Annotated in this window: 12 protein-coding genes; 7 read left to right on the top strand and 5 right to left on the bottom strand. The window is 46.6% G+C overall.

The window, feature by feature from the left end; translation table 11 throughout:
* Positions 1-64 precede the first annotated feature (64 nt).
* The 3 genes from F0228_RS15660 to hrpB are packed head-to-tail and all read right to left on the bottom strand — an operon-like array spanning position 65 to position 7,277.
* Positions 65-2,404, bottom strand: coding sequence for a patatin-like phospholipase family protein (locus F0228_RS15660; RefSeq protein ID WP_171762430.1), 2,340 nt, complete (start codon positions 2,402-2,404; stop codon positions 65-67).
* Positions 2,405-2,442: 38 nt separating this feature from the next.
* Entirely contained in the window at positions 2,443-4,842 is a 2,400-nt protein-coding gene (gene mrcB / locus F0228_RS15655; RefSeq protein ID WP_171762429.1) for a penicillin-binding protein 1B, read from the bottom strand.
* Entirely contained in the window at positions 4,839-7,277 is a 2,439-nt protein-coding gene (hrpB, locus tag F0228_RS15650) for an ATP-dependent helicase HrpB (RefSeq protein WP_253820303.1), read from the bottom strand. The genes mrcB and hrpB overlap by 4 nt, the downstream gene beginning before the upstream one ends.
* Positions 7,278-7,371: 94 nt before the next feature.
* On the opposite strand from hrpB, the gene sfsA reads away from it, so the two are divergent.
* From sfsA to panC, 7 genes are all read left to right on the top strand, one after another.
* A complete protein-coding gene (sfsA, locus tag F0228_RS15645; RefSeq protein WP_116871684.1) occupies positions 7,372-8,097 on the top strand; it encodes a DNA/RNA nuclease SfsA in 726 nt (241 codons plus the stop codon).
* Between the two features lie 135 nt (positions 8,098-8,232).
* Complete coding sequence (dksA, locus tag F0228_RS15640) at positions 8,233-8,679, top strand: RNA polymerase-binding protein DksA (protein ID WP_004738189.1); 447 nt, start codon at positions 8,233-8,235, stop codon at positions 8,677-8,679.
* A 191-nt stretch (positions 8,680-8,870) separates the two neighbouring features.
* Positions 8,871-9,746 carry a tRNA glutamyl-Q(34) synthetase GluQRS gene (gene gluQRS, locus F0228_RS15635; protein WP_171762428.1) on the top strand — a complete coding sequence of 292 codons (876 nt, stop codon included), beginning with the start codon at positions 8,871-8,873 and terminating at the stop codon, positions 9,744-9,746.
* Between the two features lie 183 nt (positions 9,747-9,929).
* Complete coding sequence (gene pcnB, locus F0228_RS15630) at positions 9,930-11,285, top strand: polynucleotide adenylyltransferase PcnB (protein ID WP_061032480.1); 1,356 nt, start codon at positions 9,930-9,932, stop codon at positions 11,283-11,285.
* Positions 11,282-11,767, top strand: a complete 486-nt coding sequence (gene folK / locus F0228_RS15625) for a 2-amino-4-hydroxy-6-hydroxymethyldihydropteridine diphosphokinase (RefSeq protein ID WP_008222704.1) — start codon at positions 11,282-11,284, stop codon at positions 11,765-11,767. The genes pcnB and folK overlap by 4 nt, the downstream gene beginning before the upstream one ends.
* Positions 11,768-11,789: 22 nt before the next feature.
* Positions 11,790-12,584: a 3-methyl-2-oxobutanoate hydroxymethyltransferase gene (gene panB / locus F0228_RS15620; RefSeq protein ID WP_004738184.1), complete on the top strand. Its 795-nt coding sequence runs from the start codon at positions 11,790-11,792 to the stop codon at positions 12,582-12,584.
* A gap of 8 nt (positions 12,585-12,592) precedes the next feature.
* Positions 12,593-13,483: a pantoate--beta-alanine ligase gene (gene panC / locus F0228_RS15615; protein ID WP_171762427.1), complete on the top strand. Its 891-nt coding sequence runs from the start codon at positions 12,593-12,595 to the stop codon at positions 13,481-13,483.
* Between the two features lie 84 nt (positions 13,484-13,567).
* Here panC and F0228_RS15610 read toward each other — a convergent pair whose 3' ends face one another.
* Together F0228_RS15610 and F0228_RS15605 are read right to left on the bottom strand one after the other, a co-directional pair.
* The gene (locus tag F0228_RS15610; RefSeq protein WP_004738182.1) at positions 13,568-14,338 is read right to left on the bottom strand and encodes an ABC transporter permease; all 771 of its coding nucleotides are present in this window, start codon (positions 14,336-14,338) and stop codon (positions 13,568-13,570) included.
* 1 nt (position 14,339) lies between these two features.
* On the bottom strand, positions 14,340-15,257 hold the full coding sequence (locus F0228_RS15605) for an ABC transporter ATP-binding protein (RefSeq protein ID WP_171762426.1): 918 nt from the start codon (positions 15,255-15,257) through the stop codon (positions 14,340-14,342).
* Positions 15,258-15,269 lie beyond the last annotated feature (12 nt).

The following is a 15,269-nucleotide window of genomic DNA, read 5'->3' as shown; positions in this document are numbered from 1 at the left end:
AGTTAAGACGAAAGTCCCACTATTTTTGCCTATTTACGCAGTTAAATAACGACTCCGCGCATGATTATTTGTAAGACGTACCAACAATCAAGTAAACCGAATCGTAGTTATCTTCCGTACGTCCATAAGCTAATATTATTGGTCCTATCGGGGAGTCAACACCGGCAAAAACCGAGCCTGCGGTGTACATCGGCGCTTCATTAAGCTTCAAATCATTGTTCGACCAAACGCCACCATGCTCGATAGATGCGCCCACGTAGAACGGTGATTCAAAGAGACCGAAATCATTTTCAAACCACTTATAACGATAAATCAGACTGGTGTACGCCAAGTTCTGACCGATTAAGCTGTTTCTTGGGATACCAGACAGGTTTAAAAAGCCACCGAGCTCTCTAGGGTCAATAGGAAAGACTGAGTTCTTGCTCTCTACAATGCCATAATCGACTTTTCCGACAAAAGTATGTCTTTCATAGCTTTGCGCTGCCATGAAATTGGCTGAGAATTCATAAACGGTATCACTTTCTGAGGTTAACTCTGTGTCGTTGATCTCCGTATCGTTTTGAAAATCATCATGAGAGACAAGGTATTCCAAATCAACGAAATAACCTTCGGTTGGCAAACTGAAGTTATCTAAGGTGTCCAATCGATAACTAATAAAACCACCAATACGTGAGTAGCCGCCACTTCCCAATGAAGGTAACGAAGCGACTTCTACGTCACCGTTAGTATAGCGAGCACCAAACTTTAGCTCTTGCCACAGAGTAGGCTGATAACCTAAAGCTAATTCACCGATGTATTCACTGTATGTCATTGGGAAATAATCGTTAGTTACATCGAGTGTCGGCTCTTCAATTTCATCAATATCGACAGGTAAGTTTCGATTTTGCTTACTGTAGACAATCGAGGCAGAGGTAAATAATTTCTGACTTGAGAAAAACGGCGAGTAAAGCTCCGCCTCAATTCGCTTATCCGTTCCCATCTCAACATTTGTTCTTAATTCAGCGCCATGTGAGTTGATATCGGTAAAATTGGCCGAGACACCAATAGAATATTGACTTGTCGTAGAAAAATCGTCTTCGAGGAAGAATCGAAAGTTGAGGTAATTAGGTCCCCAAGACTTTTCATCCACATTAACCGTAAGTTGATCTTCACCATCAACGTTTTCGAACTCATAAGTCACCAACTCAAAGCGATCCAACGCATAAAGGTCTTGCACCTTTGCCTCGATTTCGCTGGTTTTGAGAACCTTGCCAGAATGAAGGTTCAAACGGTTTTCGAGCAGCTTATCTGAGTAGTGGGTATTGTTATTAATGACCACTTTATCAACCACGGTTTTATCACCATGCTTCAACTGCCTGCGCGCCTTTTGTTTGTCTTCGATATAGTGTTGGTAATCAGCATTCGAGAGCGACAACTTAGAAAGCTCAACAGAGTGCTGCTTCGCTGCCTCGTAACCGGCTTCGTAAGCTGATGGCATTTTATCGAACTCGGTCGTTTCCATTTGCCCAACATCAGGCTGGAGAAATACATCGTTGTCTTTGAGTGTCTCGGCTTGTTCCTGGGTACTACGTTGAACAAGGTAATTGGAAAGTTGGTCTGCTGCGGCTAAAAAGGTCGTGAAGTCCTCTTTGCCTTTGTAGTTGGTACTGATATCGACCGCAATAATGATATCTGCGCCCATCGCCCTTGCGACATCAACCGGCATATTGTTGGTTACGCCACCATCAACCAGCATTCGACCATCAACTTCATAAGGAGGCAGAGCACCAGGTACCGACATACTCGCCATCATGGCATCGACAAGGTGGCCGTGGTCAATCACGACTTCTTCAAGTTCAATAATGTCGGTTGCGACGGAGCGATAAGGAATGGCAAGATCATCGAAAGAGTCGAGTGGCGACAAGTTACCTGTGGTTTCACGCAGAATACGCAGCATATTCTGGCCTTGTACCACGCCTTTTCTGGCTTTGATTTCTCCCCAACCTAAACCAAGATCGGTATTCAGTTGGTAGCGGTCTTCATACTCTTTATCTCTTACACGACGATCGCTACGGTTTACACGGTCTCGGTAACCGCGATTCCAATCCACCGTATAGATAAAGCTTTCAATCTCGTCTGCGCTCATCCCTGTCGCATAAAGACCACCAACGTATGAACCCATGCTGGTACCGGTAATGTAGTCAACCGGGATTTGCATCTCTTCGAGCGCTTTAAGTACGCCAATATGGGCAGCACCTTTTGCACCGCCGCCCGCTAAAACAACAGCAACCGTTGGCCTCTTATGAGCTTGTTCAAGTTCCACATGCTCAGATGAATCAACCTGTGCCGCAGTCGCTGCGAACAGTTGAAAACTGATCACAGTTCCGACCATACCTAAGCTGCTCACTAACCAACGAGAAATCATTATTTAAACTGTCCTTGTCATTGTTTTCTGTTATGACTTTACCATTGAAAAAGCTTCTTTAGCCACTGTTTTGGTTGACTTTCACAGCTCTTTTTAATGTTTCCATTTTCATCCCAAACCGGCAATTTAACTGCGCCGTCACAGTCAAACTCCAACGCACCATCAGACGTACGAGTGAAGCTCGCGGTTGCGATTCCGGTTGGCCATGGCAGTAGTAGCTGTTCAGGCGTTCTCTGCTTCAAGTAATCAGCGTAGACACGCAATGCACCACTAGAACCAGTAAGCTTAGTCGGTTTATTGTCATCACGTCCAAGCCAGATGGTTGTTACTTCGCGCCCATCAACACCCACAAACCAACTGTCGCGGCTGTCATTACTAGTACCTGTTTTACCGGCCAGCCCTGCCCATGCAAACTGGTTCTGTAGGAATCGACCTGTCCCTTCCGATACACCACGTTTCATTGCGTAAGTGGTTAGCCAAGCGGCTTGCTGATCAACGCGCTGCGATACTCGAGGGATAGATTGGTATAAAACCTCACCGTCACTGTCAACCACTGAGCGAAGCGCAGATAAAGGCGCAATACGACCTGAGTTAGTGATCGTCTGGAACATCTGAGACACTTGGAATGGTGTCAGAGAGAACGCCCCCAAAAACATCGATGGTACTGGGCGAATTTCATTTTTATCGACACCCAGTTTACCTATGGTATCGGAGACCTTATCAATGCCTAACTGCATCCCTAGACGCACAGTTGGTACGTTATAAGACTTAGACAGTGCCACATATAAAGGCACTTCTCCGCGGAACTTACGGTCGAAGTTTCTCGGGCTCCATACGCTGCCCTTACTGCCTTTCAAGCTGAGCGGCGTATCCATCAAGGTCGTTGCCAAGGTGTACTTTTCTGGCTGCTCAAGTGCGGTTAAATAAACAGCTGGTTTCACCAAAGAACCGATAGGACGACTTGCGTTCAACGCTCGGTTAAAGCCGTCATAGCCAGTACGCTTACCACCGACCATTGCACGGATTTCACCAGTATTTCTATCTACCGCGATCGCTGCAGCCTCTAATTTATCACCTGCCGTTTTCGATAGTTCAGGCACCTTGCGAGCAATCGACTTCTCTAGCTTGTCTTGCGAAACCGGATCCAAAGAGGTGAAAACACGTATCCCTTTCTTAGCTTGGAACCTATCACCAACATACTTTTTCAGCTCGATATTGACCTGTTGGAAATAAGCAGGCTGACGGCTGGCAATGCGCGGATTGTCCTGGATATCCAAATCACGGCTTGCTGCTTCTTCATATTGTCTTGGGGTCAAAATATCTTGTTGCATCAACAAGCGCAGAACCAGATCGCGTCGAGTTTTAGCGCGCTCAGGGTAGCGAACCGGGTTGTAATACGATGGTCCTTTCACCATGCCCACCAGCAAGGCTAACTGATCAATACGCAGTTCTTGAATCGGTTGGCCGAAGTACAAGCGCGAAGCCAAACCAAAGCCGTGAATCGCTTCACCGCCATTTTGACCAAGATAAACCTCGTTTAGGTAAGCTTCTAGAATGCGGTCTTTGCTGTAACGATGATCCAAGATAAGCGCGATATAAGCCTCACGAACCTTACGCCAAAGCGTACGTTCACTAGATAGGAACAGGTTTTTCGCGAGCTGCTGTGTCAGCGTACTACCACCTTGAACAGTGCGCCCAGCCTTGACGTTAACCACCATCGCACGAGCAATCGCTAGAGGTGAAACACCATCGTGCTGATAGAAGTTTCTATCTTCCGTCGCCAACAAGGCATCAACCATCACCTCTGGAAATTGGTTACGTTTTAAGAACAGACGTTGTTCATCGTTACTTTTCTCAAGCATGCCCAACATCTTAGGTTCGACACGCAAATACCCCATGTCGCCTTTCTTCTCTAGCGACTGAATACGAGTTAACTCATTACCATTGAAGTGCAGCATCACGTGACGATCGGCTTCCGGCCCATCGACAAACTCGAACGGACGACGAATCATCTCAATTTTAGTTGATGAAGATGAATACTCACCAGGATGACGAGGGGAGCTCACCTTACGATAATTCAGCACATCCAGTTCATTCTTCACCTGAACAAGGCTGACCTGAGTACCTGGAGATAAATCCAACACACGCGCATAAACAACCGTTGGTAAATCAAACAGCTGGCCTTCAAAGCGCTGCTTCACCACAGAGTCAAGATAGATACCAACAAACAATAGCAATGCAGCCAGTGCTAGGCCCGCTTTCCACGCGATGCCCCACAGGATCTTTAACCAACCTCTGTTACCCGCCTTTTTCGCTTTTGATTTGCCTTTCTTGGCCGTCGCTCTCGGCTTTCTTGGTTTAGCTTTGGTCGCTGGTGACTTCTTTGCTGGCGCTTTTTTAGGTGGTGCCTTTTTTGGCGTTAACATTTTGGTCATCATCGGTTCAACTGTCGTTTGGTTTTAGTGGTTGCAACATGGTTAGCAGGGTCATCAGGCCAAGGGTGTTTTGGGTAACGACCTTTCATCTCTTTTTGCACTTCTTTGTACGCGCCAGCCCAAAAGCCAGCTAAATCCTGAGTAATTTGTAATGGGCGCTGTGCAGGAGAAAGTAATTCAAGCACAACCTTTTTACGCCCTTGGGCTATCAATGGTGAGTCTTGTTCACCAAAGACCTCTTGCATTCGAACCGAGATCACGGGTTCAGATTGATACTGGTATCGGATCGCTTTTTTACTGCCTGTCGGCATCAGATAATGTGTTGGCAGCCACTGGTCAATCTCTTGATTCAGAGGCCAACCGAGATACGCCGACAGTGCCTGCTCAATCGAAACGTTTGCCAGCCCTTTCGCAGATTTAACGCCGTTCAAATACGGCGATAACCAAGTATCAAGATGTTCTACTAGGCTCGCGTCATCCATCGCAGGCCAATCATGTTCTGGCATCCAAAGCTGAGCGCAGCGCACGCGTTCAACAAGTTGCTTCGCCGCTGGCGTCCAATGTAAACGGTCCAGCCCACATCGAGCGATGTAATTCAACAGCGCTTGGCTAATCTGACTTGCGTCCGGCTCAGGTAAAGCCTTAGTGCTGATAACAAGCTTACCCAAAGCAACTCGCTGCTCGGCAACTAATTTGCCACGTTTTTCATCCCAGTCGGCATAATCGGAACAAACAAAAAGCTTAGGAAACGCGTCTTCTAACTGTGTAATATCAACGGGGGTCGCTAAGAAGATCTGACTAGCACGCCCGGTGCTACGCATCAAATCAATCACCACGATATAATCATTGTTTGCCAATGGATCATCATCACGCACCTCTGCACCGTGACCGTTCGCTAACAGAAAAGCATTACTATTGGCACTTCTTGCTTGAGCAATTCGGTCTGGGAATGCAAAACAAAGCACCAATGGTAGCAATGATTCGTCAAGTTGTGACAAATCTAAGTGATGATTCAGTTTGCTAGCGAGGTTTTTCGCTCGCTGCATCACAACGCTATTTTTCGTGTGCTTTCTCTGCTTTAGCCTATGTAGCGAATGCTGAATATCCGAGACATTGCGCTCTGGCTCTTCCAACAACGCAGCGGCAACAATAGCAACATTCAACATGGCTTGGCTGCCCTGCTGCGCTTTGATCAGCATACTGGCGATACGCGGCTCAATACCTAATCGCTGCGCTTGCTTACCTAACGAAGTAAACTGACCATGGGTGTCTAATAGCTCAAGGCTTTGCAACAATTGTCTAGCTTGCTCTATAGAGGCACGTGGCGGAATATCAAGCCATTGCAGTTCATCCGCATTTGCAGCGCCCCACTGGGTCAACTCTGCCACCAGCGAGGAGAGGTCTGAATGGAGAATTTCCGGTTCAGGTACAGCAGGTTGCTGCATTAACTGCGTTTCGCTGTACAAACGAACACACAGCCCTTCTTCAATTCGCCCAGCACGACCCGCGCGCTGCTCAGCGGAAGATTGTGAGATTTTGACTTGCTCGAGCTTAGTGATACCAGTTTTCAAATCAAACTTAGCGACTCTTTCAAGCCCTGAGTCCACCACTAATCGAATACCTTCGATAGTCAAAGAGGTTTCAGCGATATTGGTAGCCAATACCACTTTGCGGCGTCCTTTCTCCGATGGTGCAATCGCCTTCTGTTGCTGAGAAAAGTTAAGCTGCCCGTATAGAGGACACACATCAATGTCACTGACTAAGTTCTCTAATTGAGCTTCTACCTGCTTTATTGCAGACACTCCTGGTAGGAACGCCAATAGTGACCCCGACTCCTTCTCCATCAGAGAACGAATCACGTTAGCCATTTTAGGCGCCAAGTAATCATTAGTACCCAAGGGCTGGTAACGGAATTCAACCGGAAAGGTGCGACCTTGCGATTCAACATACTTAGCCTCTGGCAACAAGGATTGCAGAGCTTGCTGATCTAAGGTAGCCGACATCACTATCACTTTAAGATCGTCACGTAGCGCTTCTTGGATCTCCAAGCTAAACGCCAGTGCCGTATCCGCATGAATACTGCGCTCATGGAATTCATCGAAGATCACCATATCGACCCCAGTCAGTTCAGGGTCAGTTTGGATCATTCTGGTCATGATCCCTTCGGTAACGATCTCTAAGCGAGTTGCACTGCTGGTTTTAGATTCGCCACGAACTCTAAAACCGATGCTCTCCCCCACCTTCTCTCCCAATTGGCTCGCCAAGTAAGCCGCAATATTTCTTGCAGCCAACCGCCTTGGTTCAAGCATGATGATTTTGCCTTGAACGGCTTTGGTCTTAACTAACTGTAAAGGGAAGAATGTTGACTTACCCGCACCGGGAGAGGCCTTTAGAATAAGTTGAGTGTGTGTTTCTAAGCCAGCGAGCAGATCTGGCATCACAGCTTCTATGGGCAGTTGTGGCAATGGGAGAACCTTGTGGTGTAATGTTGGCAATATTGTACATAAAAACCTACCCGTCTAAATAAGTAATATGCAGTTCAATCCACCATTAGAGTCAGCGACTCTTATCAAACGCTACAAACGTTTCCTCACTGACATCAAACTTCCCGACGGCAGCGAGCGAACTATTCACTGTGCCAACACTGGAGCGATGACAGGATGCGCGACTCCGGGTAACACTGTGTGGTATTCAACCTCCGATAATGTAAAAAGAAAGTACCCAAACAGCTGGGAGATCTCAGAAACGGACAAAGGTCACCGGATTTGTGTAAATACTGCGCGAGCAAACCAGCTGGCAGTGGAAGCAATTGAAAATAAGACTATAGTTGAACTCTTAGGTTATAACGCGTTACGAACCGAAGTGAAGTATGGTAGCGAGAATAGTCGAATTGACATTCTGCTTGAAGATAACGAGAAGCCGCCTTGCTATATCGAAGTAAAAAGCGTCACCTTACTCGATGAACAAGAGACCTCAACTGAGGGGCAAGGATTTTTCCCTGATGCGGTGACAACCAGAGGCCAAAAACATCTGCGTGAACTCACAGAAATGGTCGAATCTGGAAATAGAGCCGTACTTTTATTCACTGTTTTACATTCAGGTATTGAAAAAGTGTCTGCGGCACACCATATAGACGCCAAATATTCGTTATTACTAAAACAAGCACAAGACGCTGGAGTTGAAGTGCTTTGCTACAAAGCAGAGCTCAGCAGTACTCAAATACAACTAAAACAATCTGTTGAATTTATCAATAACTGAACAAAGATGTTGAACAAATCACATTGATTGCAAGTTTGAATAAGAGTATTTGCCACCATTCGTTCTTTCTGCTATAGATACCCGCCTTAAAATTAGCTGCTTTGCAGTTGACTAGGTGTAAATAGGAGATGCTGTATGCCAGAATCTAAGAAAAAAGCGCTAGGCATCCTAGCCATCGCAGGTGTTGAACCGTACCAAGAAAAGCCAGGTGAAGAATACATGTCACCTGAGCAAACGGAACATTTTACAAAAATTTTAGCAGCTTGGCGCAACCAGCTCAGGGAAGAAGTTGATCGTACTGTGCACCACATGCAGGACGAAGCAGCGAATTTCCCAGACCCAGTTGACCGTGCTTCTCAAGAAGAAGAATTCAGCCTAGAGCTACGTAACCGTGACCGTGAGCGTCGTCTAATCAAGAAAATTGAGAAGACACTAGACAAGATCGAAGAAGATGATTTCGGCTTCTGTGATTCTTGCGGTATCGAGATTGGCATTCGTCGCCTTGAAGCTCGCCCAACTGCTGACCTTTGTATTGACTGTAAAACACTTGCAGAGATCAAAGAGAAACAGATGCAAGGTTAATGCTTGCGGATGTAAAGAAAGGGAGCTTTGGCTCCCTTTTTTGTTTGCTGCCCAAGCGAGATACCTTAGATAGCAATGAGCAGTGTTAAAACGAGTGCTAAGCAACAACAGTACTCACTGCATGCATTAAACCACATTAAACGTCTTAAGAATCGGCTACTGCGGTATCCTCTAGATTAGGTTGTTCACATATGAATTATATCGGGCGCTTTGCACCATCACCGTCAGGTCCTCTTCATTTTGGCTCACTGGTTGCCGCTCTTGGCAGCTACTTCCAGGCAAAATCTCATCAGGGGCAATGGTTAGTCCGTATGGAAGACCTGGATCCGCCAAGAGAAATGGCTGGCGCTGCAGACCTAATTCTTAAGACGCTTGAGGCATACCACCTATTTTGGGATGGTAAAGTTGTTTATCAGAGCCAACGTCACGACCTATACCAAGCGCAAATTGATCAATGGGTGGCTGACAACCAAGCCTACTACTGCCAATGCACGCGCAAACAGATAAAAGCCTTGGGTGGTTTCTATAATGGCCATTGTCGACAGGCAGGATTAACGGATACTGGCGAGCAAGCCGTGCGCTTATGTATGGATTTCCCTGTCGAGTCATTCGACGATGTCCGTCATGGCACCATTCAAATCCCTAAGGCACTGGCAGAAGAAGATTTCATCATCAAACGCCGCGATGGCTTGTTTGCTTATAACTTAGCCGTGGTACTTGATGATATCGAGCAAGGCGTAACTGAGGTGGTGAGAGGCGCGGATCTCATCGAACCTACCGGCCGCCAAATCAGTCTTTATAAAACACTGAAACAAAACACAGTGAGCTACTTGCACTTGCCGTTAGCGACCGATGCGTCTGGCAATAAACTATCAAAGCAAAACCACGCTACCGCTATTGACCTCGATAACCCTAAACCAACACTGCTCAATGCCATGCAGTTCTTAGGCTTTGAGGTTCCTAAAGCTGTTTGTGAGGCTTCAATCGATGAGATATTGGCATGGGGCTGCCAGCAATGGAACGTTGCTCAATTACCTGATAGTTTACAAAAACAACACTGCAATTAGCTCAAAACTAACGGCAAATAGTAAAAACGAAACACAAAAATGCCATAACCAACCACTGTGGTTAAGCAGACGATGTTCTCAAATGGCTCGCGCTAAGCTATTATTAGCCGCAATTAAACTCTGCACTACCACTTTGGACTAAGAGAAAAACAAAGTTGGCGATACCTACTTTGTTCTAAACTAATGAATACAAACGACAATACCCCAAGCGAACAACGCGGATTCCACGAACTAGCACTGAATATTTATACTCGCCAAGAGCACAATATTTCACGTAAGCAGATCAGCGATAACGCACTAAAAGTACTATATCGCCTGAATGGTGCGGGTTTTGACGCATTTTTAGTCGGTGGTGGTGTTCGTGATATCTTACTTGGCTCTCAACCAAAAGATTTCGATATTGCGACCAACGCTACGCCAGAGCAGATCAAGAACCTTTTCCGAAACTGCCGCCTAATCGGCCGTCGTTTCCGCTTGGCACACATCATGTTTGGTCGTGACATCATTGAGGTGGCAACTTTCCGAGGTCACCATCAAGAGCCATCTAAAAACGTATCTGCACAATCGAAAGAAGGCATGCTATTACGCGACAACGTGTACGGCAGTGTTGATGAAGATGCAGAGCGTCGCGATTTCACTATCAATGCGATGTACTACAACATTGCCGACTACAGCATCCACGATTACGCAGGTGGTGTAGAAGATTTAGAAGACAAGCTGATCCGCCTAATTGGCGATCCAGAGACACGCTATCGTGAAGACCCTGTACGTATGCTGCGTGCAATGCGTTTCTCAGCGAAGCTGGACTTTGACATTGAAGAAGACACCGCCGACCCAATTGAAGGTTTGGCGCACCTTCTAAAAGACATCCCAGCAGCACGTCTTTACGAAGAGTCTCTAAAACTGCTTCAATCAGGCTACGGTTTAGAGACCTACCACCTGATGCGTGAATACAACCTATTCCAGCAGATGTTCCCAGCAGTAGCTGAGTACTTCACTGAAGATTACGACTCACCGACTGAGCAGATGCTTGATTTGGTGCTCGACTCTACCGACCTTCGTATCGAAGATGGTAAGCGAGTAAACCCAGCGTTCATGTTTGCCGCGATTCTTTGGTACCCAATGAACAAACTGGCAGACAAGCTTGTCTCTGAACAAGGCATGGCACACTACGATGCGATCATGGAAGCGAGTAACATCATTCTGGATCAGCAAGTAAAATCCATTGCTATTCCTCGTCGCCACACAGCAACCATTCGCGAAGTTTGGCAACTGCAACTGCGATTACCTCGCCGTAACGGTAAGCGTGCCGTTCGCCTAATGGAGCTCAACAAGTTCCGCGCTGGCTACGACTTCTTAGAGATGCGTGGCGAGATTGAAGGTGGCGAGACAAAAGAGTTAGCTAAATGGTGGGAGCGCTATCAGACAGCTGGTCGCAATATGCGTCAAGCAATGGCTAACGACGTAGCGGCGCCATCAAAGTCAGGTCATCGTCGCCGTAAGACTTACCGAAACAAAAAGAGTAAGCAAGCCGAATGATAACTGCTTATATTGCGGTCGGCAGCAACCTTGCCGACCCAGTTAGCCAAGCAAACTTGGCTATCGAAACGCTAAAAAGCCTACCGCGATCAACGTTTATTGCGACCTCTCAGCTATATAGTAGCACTCCAATGGGGCCGCAAAATCAACCGGACTACATCAATGCGGTAGTCGCGATTAAAACCGAATTAACGCCTATTGAACTGCTTGATTGCACTCAAAAAATCGAGTTAGAGCAAGGGCGTGTCCGTAAAGACGAACGCTGGGGACCAAGAACCTTGGATCTCGACATCGTGCTGTACGGCAATGAGGTGATCGATTCAGAGCGCTTAACCGTTCCTCATTACGGAATGAAAGAACGAGAGTTTGTACTCTACCCGCTTGCTGAAATCGCACCAAGTTTACAACTCCCTGATGGGACTGAGCTGACAGAACTACTGAAAATTGTAGATAAAAACGGGCTCAATGTTTGGCAGCAATAGCCAGGCGCATTAAGGAAAACCAATGAAAAAAGTAACCATTAACGACCTGATCAAGTGTAAACGTGAAGGCCGTAAATTCGCGACGTCAACAGCTTACGATGCGAGCTTTGCTCAGTTATTCGAAAGCCAAGAGATGCCAGTTCTGCTTGTCGGTGATTCACTGGGTATGGTTCTACAAGGCCATAACGACACATTACCAGTAAGCGTTGAAGACATCGCCTACCACACTCGCTCTGTGCGTGCTGGTAGCCCGAACTGTCTTCTTATGGCTGACATGCCTTTCATGAGCTACGCGACTCCAGAGCAAGCTTGTGAGAGCGCAGCTACCTTGATGCGTGCTGGTGCGAACATGGTAAAAATCGAAGGCGGAAGCTGGTTGGTTGATACTGTGAAGATGCTAACAGAACGCGCAGTACCAGTATGTGCACACTTAGGCTTAACGCCGCAATCTGTGAACATCTTTGGTGGTTACAAGGTTCAAGGTCGCGATGACGACCAAGCGGATAAAATGGTTGCTGACGCACTAGCGCTACAAAACGCAGGTGCGCAAATCGTTCTACTTGAATGTGTACCTGCTTCATTGGCAAAACGAATTACAGAAGCTTGTCACGTACCAGTTATTGGTATCGGTGCAGGTAATGTTACCGATGGTCAGATCTTGGTTATGCATGACATGTTCGGTATTTCTGCGAACTACATGCCGAAGTTCTCTAAGAATTTCCTAGCAGAAACAGGTGACATGCGCAAAGCAGTAGCTCTATACAAAGAAGAAGTAGAGAGCGCACGCTTCCCTGATGATGCTCATACAATCGCTTAGGAGTAAGTATGCAAACTTTTGCTGAAATAGCGGCTCTTCGTGAGCAGATTAAACAGTTTAAGCGTGATGGACGTACGGTTGCTTTTGTTCCGACTATGGGAAACCTGCATGAAGGCCACCTTACTCTAGTAAAGAAGGCTCGTGAACTAGCAGACATCGTCGTGGTAAGCATCTTTGTTAACCCGATGCAGTTTGATCGTGCCGATGACCTGAACAACTACCCTCGCACGTTAGAAGCGGATCTAAGCAAACTAACGGGCGAAGGCGTTGAACTGGTATTTACACCGACACCAGAAGTGATGTACCCAGATGGCCTAGACAAACAGACGTTTGTTGAAGTACCAGGGTTATCTCACATGTTGGAAGGTGCGTCTCGTCCGGGTCACTTTCGTGGCGTAGCGACGATTGTCACTAAGCTGTTTAACATCGTTCAGCCAGATTTTGCATGCTTCGGCGAGAAAGACTTCCAGCAACTTGCTGTCATTCGCCAAATGACAACTGACTTAGCGTTAGACATTGAAATTGTAGGCGTTGCAACGGTTCGTGAAATGGACGGTTTAGCAATGAGCTCTCGCAATAGCAACCTGACTATTGATGAGCGCCAACGTGCACCGGTTCTAGCGCGCACTATGCGTTGGATCAGCAGCGCAATTCGTGGTGGACGTGATGACTACGCATCAGTGATTGAAGATGCGACAGACCAGCTTCGCGCAGCAGATCTGCAACCGGATGAAATTTTCATTTGTGATGCTAAAACTCTGCAAGCCATCACTTCAGAATCGACTCAAGCTGTGATTCTTATGTCGGCTTTCCTAGATAAGACTCGTCTTATCGACAACCAAGTTCTCGACTTGGTAACGGAAACCAAAGAAGAAGTGAAAGAAGAAACAGCTGAGTAGCGTGCTGATTCTCAAATAAAAGAGACAAAAAAGGTCGATGTAATATCGACCTTTTTCTTTACCTGCGATTCAGGGGCGCCGGAGTTAGCTGCGTAAGCCGATGCCCTTAGTCACTAGGTAATGTGCAATGCCATACAGTACAACGATAAACACACCTAGTACGCCAAACGACGTCACAATACCCACATCAGACACACCCAAGAAACCATATCTAAACGCATTCACCATGTAGACAATCGGGTTCAACTTCGACACACCCTGCCAAAACTCAGGCAGCAGGCTAATCGAGTAGAACACACCACCAAGATAAGTAAGCGGCGTCAGAATGAAGGTTGGGATAATTGAAATATCATCAAACGTACGTGCAAATACCGCGTTGATAAGGCCACCTAACGCAAATACCACCGATGTTAGGAAAACGGTCGCAATAATCACGCCCCAGTGATCAACCTGAAGGTCAACGAAGAACAGAGAAACAAAGGTCACGATAGTACCGACCAATAGGCCGCGCACCACACCACCCATCACGAAACCAGCAATGATCACGTAGTTTGGTACAGGGGCAACCAGCAGTTCTTCAATGTTCTTTTGGAATTTGGCACTAAAGAATGATGAAGCCACATTCGAGTATGAGTTAGTGATTACCGACATCATGATCAAACCCGGCACTATGTACTCCATATAACTAAAGCCGTTCATTTCACCGATTCGCGCACCAATCAGGTTACCGAAGATGATGAAATAGAGCGTCATAGTAATTGCAGGTGGGACTAGCGTTTGCACCCAGATACGAGTAAAACGGTTGATCTCTTTGGTCAACAAGCTGCGAAAAGCGGTCCAATATAGGCTGTACATATTATTTACTCCCCTCACGTACGATACTTACAAACAGTTCTTCCAGACGGTTAGCTTTGTTACGCATCGAGAGGACTTTCACATTCTGCTCACTCAACTGAGCAAAGATGGTGTTCAAACCTAGGTTCTTATCAATTTCGATCTCTAAAGAACCATTCACCAAGACTTGGTTATTGACGCCTTCTAACCTAGGCTCCGCAGCTCCCTCCTCCAGATCAAGGATAAAGGTTTCCGCACTCAGCTTACCTAGTAGCGCCTTCATGGTGGTGTTCTCAATCAACTCACCACGATTAATGATGCCGATGTTGCGACACAACATTTCCGCCTCTTCTAGGTAGTGCGTGGTCAAGATAATGGTAATGCCCTGCTTCTCATTGATCTCTTTGAGGAATTCCCACATCGAGCGGCGCAGTTCAATATCGACACCTGCAGTTGGCTCATCAAGAATCAGCAGCTGTGGCTCATGCATCAATGCACGAGCAATCATCAAACGACGCTTCATACCACCAGACAAGTTACGTGCACGTTCGCCGCGTTTTTCCCACAAATCGAGTTGAGATAGGTATTTTTTCGCTCGCTCTTTTGCCAGAGATTTAGGCACACCGTAGTAACCCGCTTGCTGCAAAACGATCTGCTCAACCGTTTCAAACGGGTTGAAGTTAAACTCTTGAGGAACTAAGCCTAGGTTCTGCTTTGCCAGCTCAAGATCGGTATCAATGTCGTAGCCGAATACCTTAACCTTGCCAGAGGTTTTATTTACTAACGAAGAGATAACGCCAATGGTGGTGGACTTACCCGCACCATTTGGACCAAGTAGCGCGTAAAAGTCACCTTTTGCTACCTGTAAACTGATGCCTTTAAGTGCCTCGAAGCCACCAGCATAAGTTTTTCTTAATTGCTCAATTTCTAATGCATACATAGAGATGATTGC

Origin of the sequence: Vibrio sp. 99K-1 (assembly GCF_013114585.1) — a bacterium.
Classification (GTDB): Bacteria; Pseudomonadota; Gammaproteobacteria; order Enterobacterales; family Vibrionaceae; genus Vibrio; species Vibrio chagasii_B.
Note: the sequence above shows the minus strand (reverse complement) of the source record. Positions and strands in the feature narration are given on the sequence as shown.

What these genes read in the sequence shown, in the direction of transcription:
- F0228_RS15660 (WP_171762430.1), bottom strand. Translation starts at nt 2,404, where the DNA reads ATGATTTCTCGTTGGTTAGTGAGCAGCTTAGGTATGGTCGGAACTGTG.
- mrcB (WP_171762429.1), bottom strand. Translation starts at nt 4,842, where the DNA reads ATGATGACCAAAATGTTAACGCCAAAAAAGGCACCACCTAAAAAAGCG.
- hrpB (WP_253820303.1), bottom strand. Translation starts at nt 7,277, where the DNA reads ATGCCAGATCTGCTCGCTGGCTTAGAAACACACACTCAACTTATTCTA.
- sfsA (WP_116871684.1), top strand. Translation starts at nt 7,372, where the DNA reads ATGCAGTTCAATCCACCATTAGAGTCAGCGACTCTTATCAAACGCTAC.
- dksA (WP_004738189.1), top strand. Translation starts at nt 8,233, where the DNA reads ATGCCAGAATCTAAGAAAAAAGCGCTAGGCATCCTAGCCATCGCAGGT.
- gluQRS (WP_171762428.1), top strand. Translation starts at nt 8,871, where the DNA reads ATGAATTATATCGGGCGCTTTGCACCATCACCGTCAGGTCCTCTTCAT.
- pcnB (WP_061032480.1), top strand. Translation starts at nt 9,930, where the DNA reads ATGAATACAAACGACAATACCCCAAGCGAACAACGCGGATTCCACGAA.
- folK (WP_008222704.1), top strand. Translation starts at nt 11,282, where the DNA reads ATGATAACTGCTTATATTGCGGTCGGCAGCAACCTTGCCGACCCAGTT.
- panB (WP_004738184.1), top strand. Translation starts at nt 11,790, where the DNA reads ATGAAAAAAGTAACCATTAACGACCTGATCAAGTGTAAACGTGAAGGC.
- panC (WP_171762427.1), top strand. Translation starts at nt 12,593, where the DNA reads ATGCAAACTTTTGCTGAAATAGCGGCTCTTCGTGAGCAGATTAAACAG.
- F0228_RS15610 (WP_004738182.1), bottom strand. Translation starts at nt 14,338, where the DNA reads ATGTACAGCCTATATTGGACCGCTTTTCGCAGCTTGTTGACCAAAGAG.
- F0228_RS15605 (WP_171762426.1), bottom strand. Translation starts at nt 15,257, where the DNA reads ATGTATGCATTAGAAATTGAGCAATTAAGAAAAACTTATGCTGGTGGC.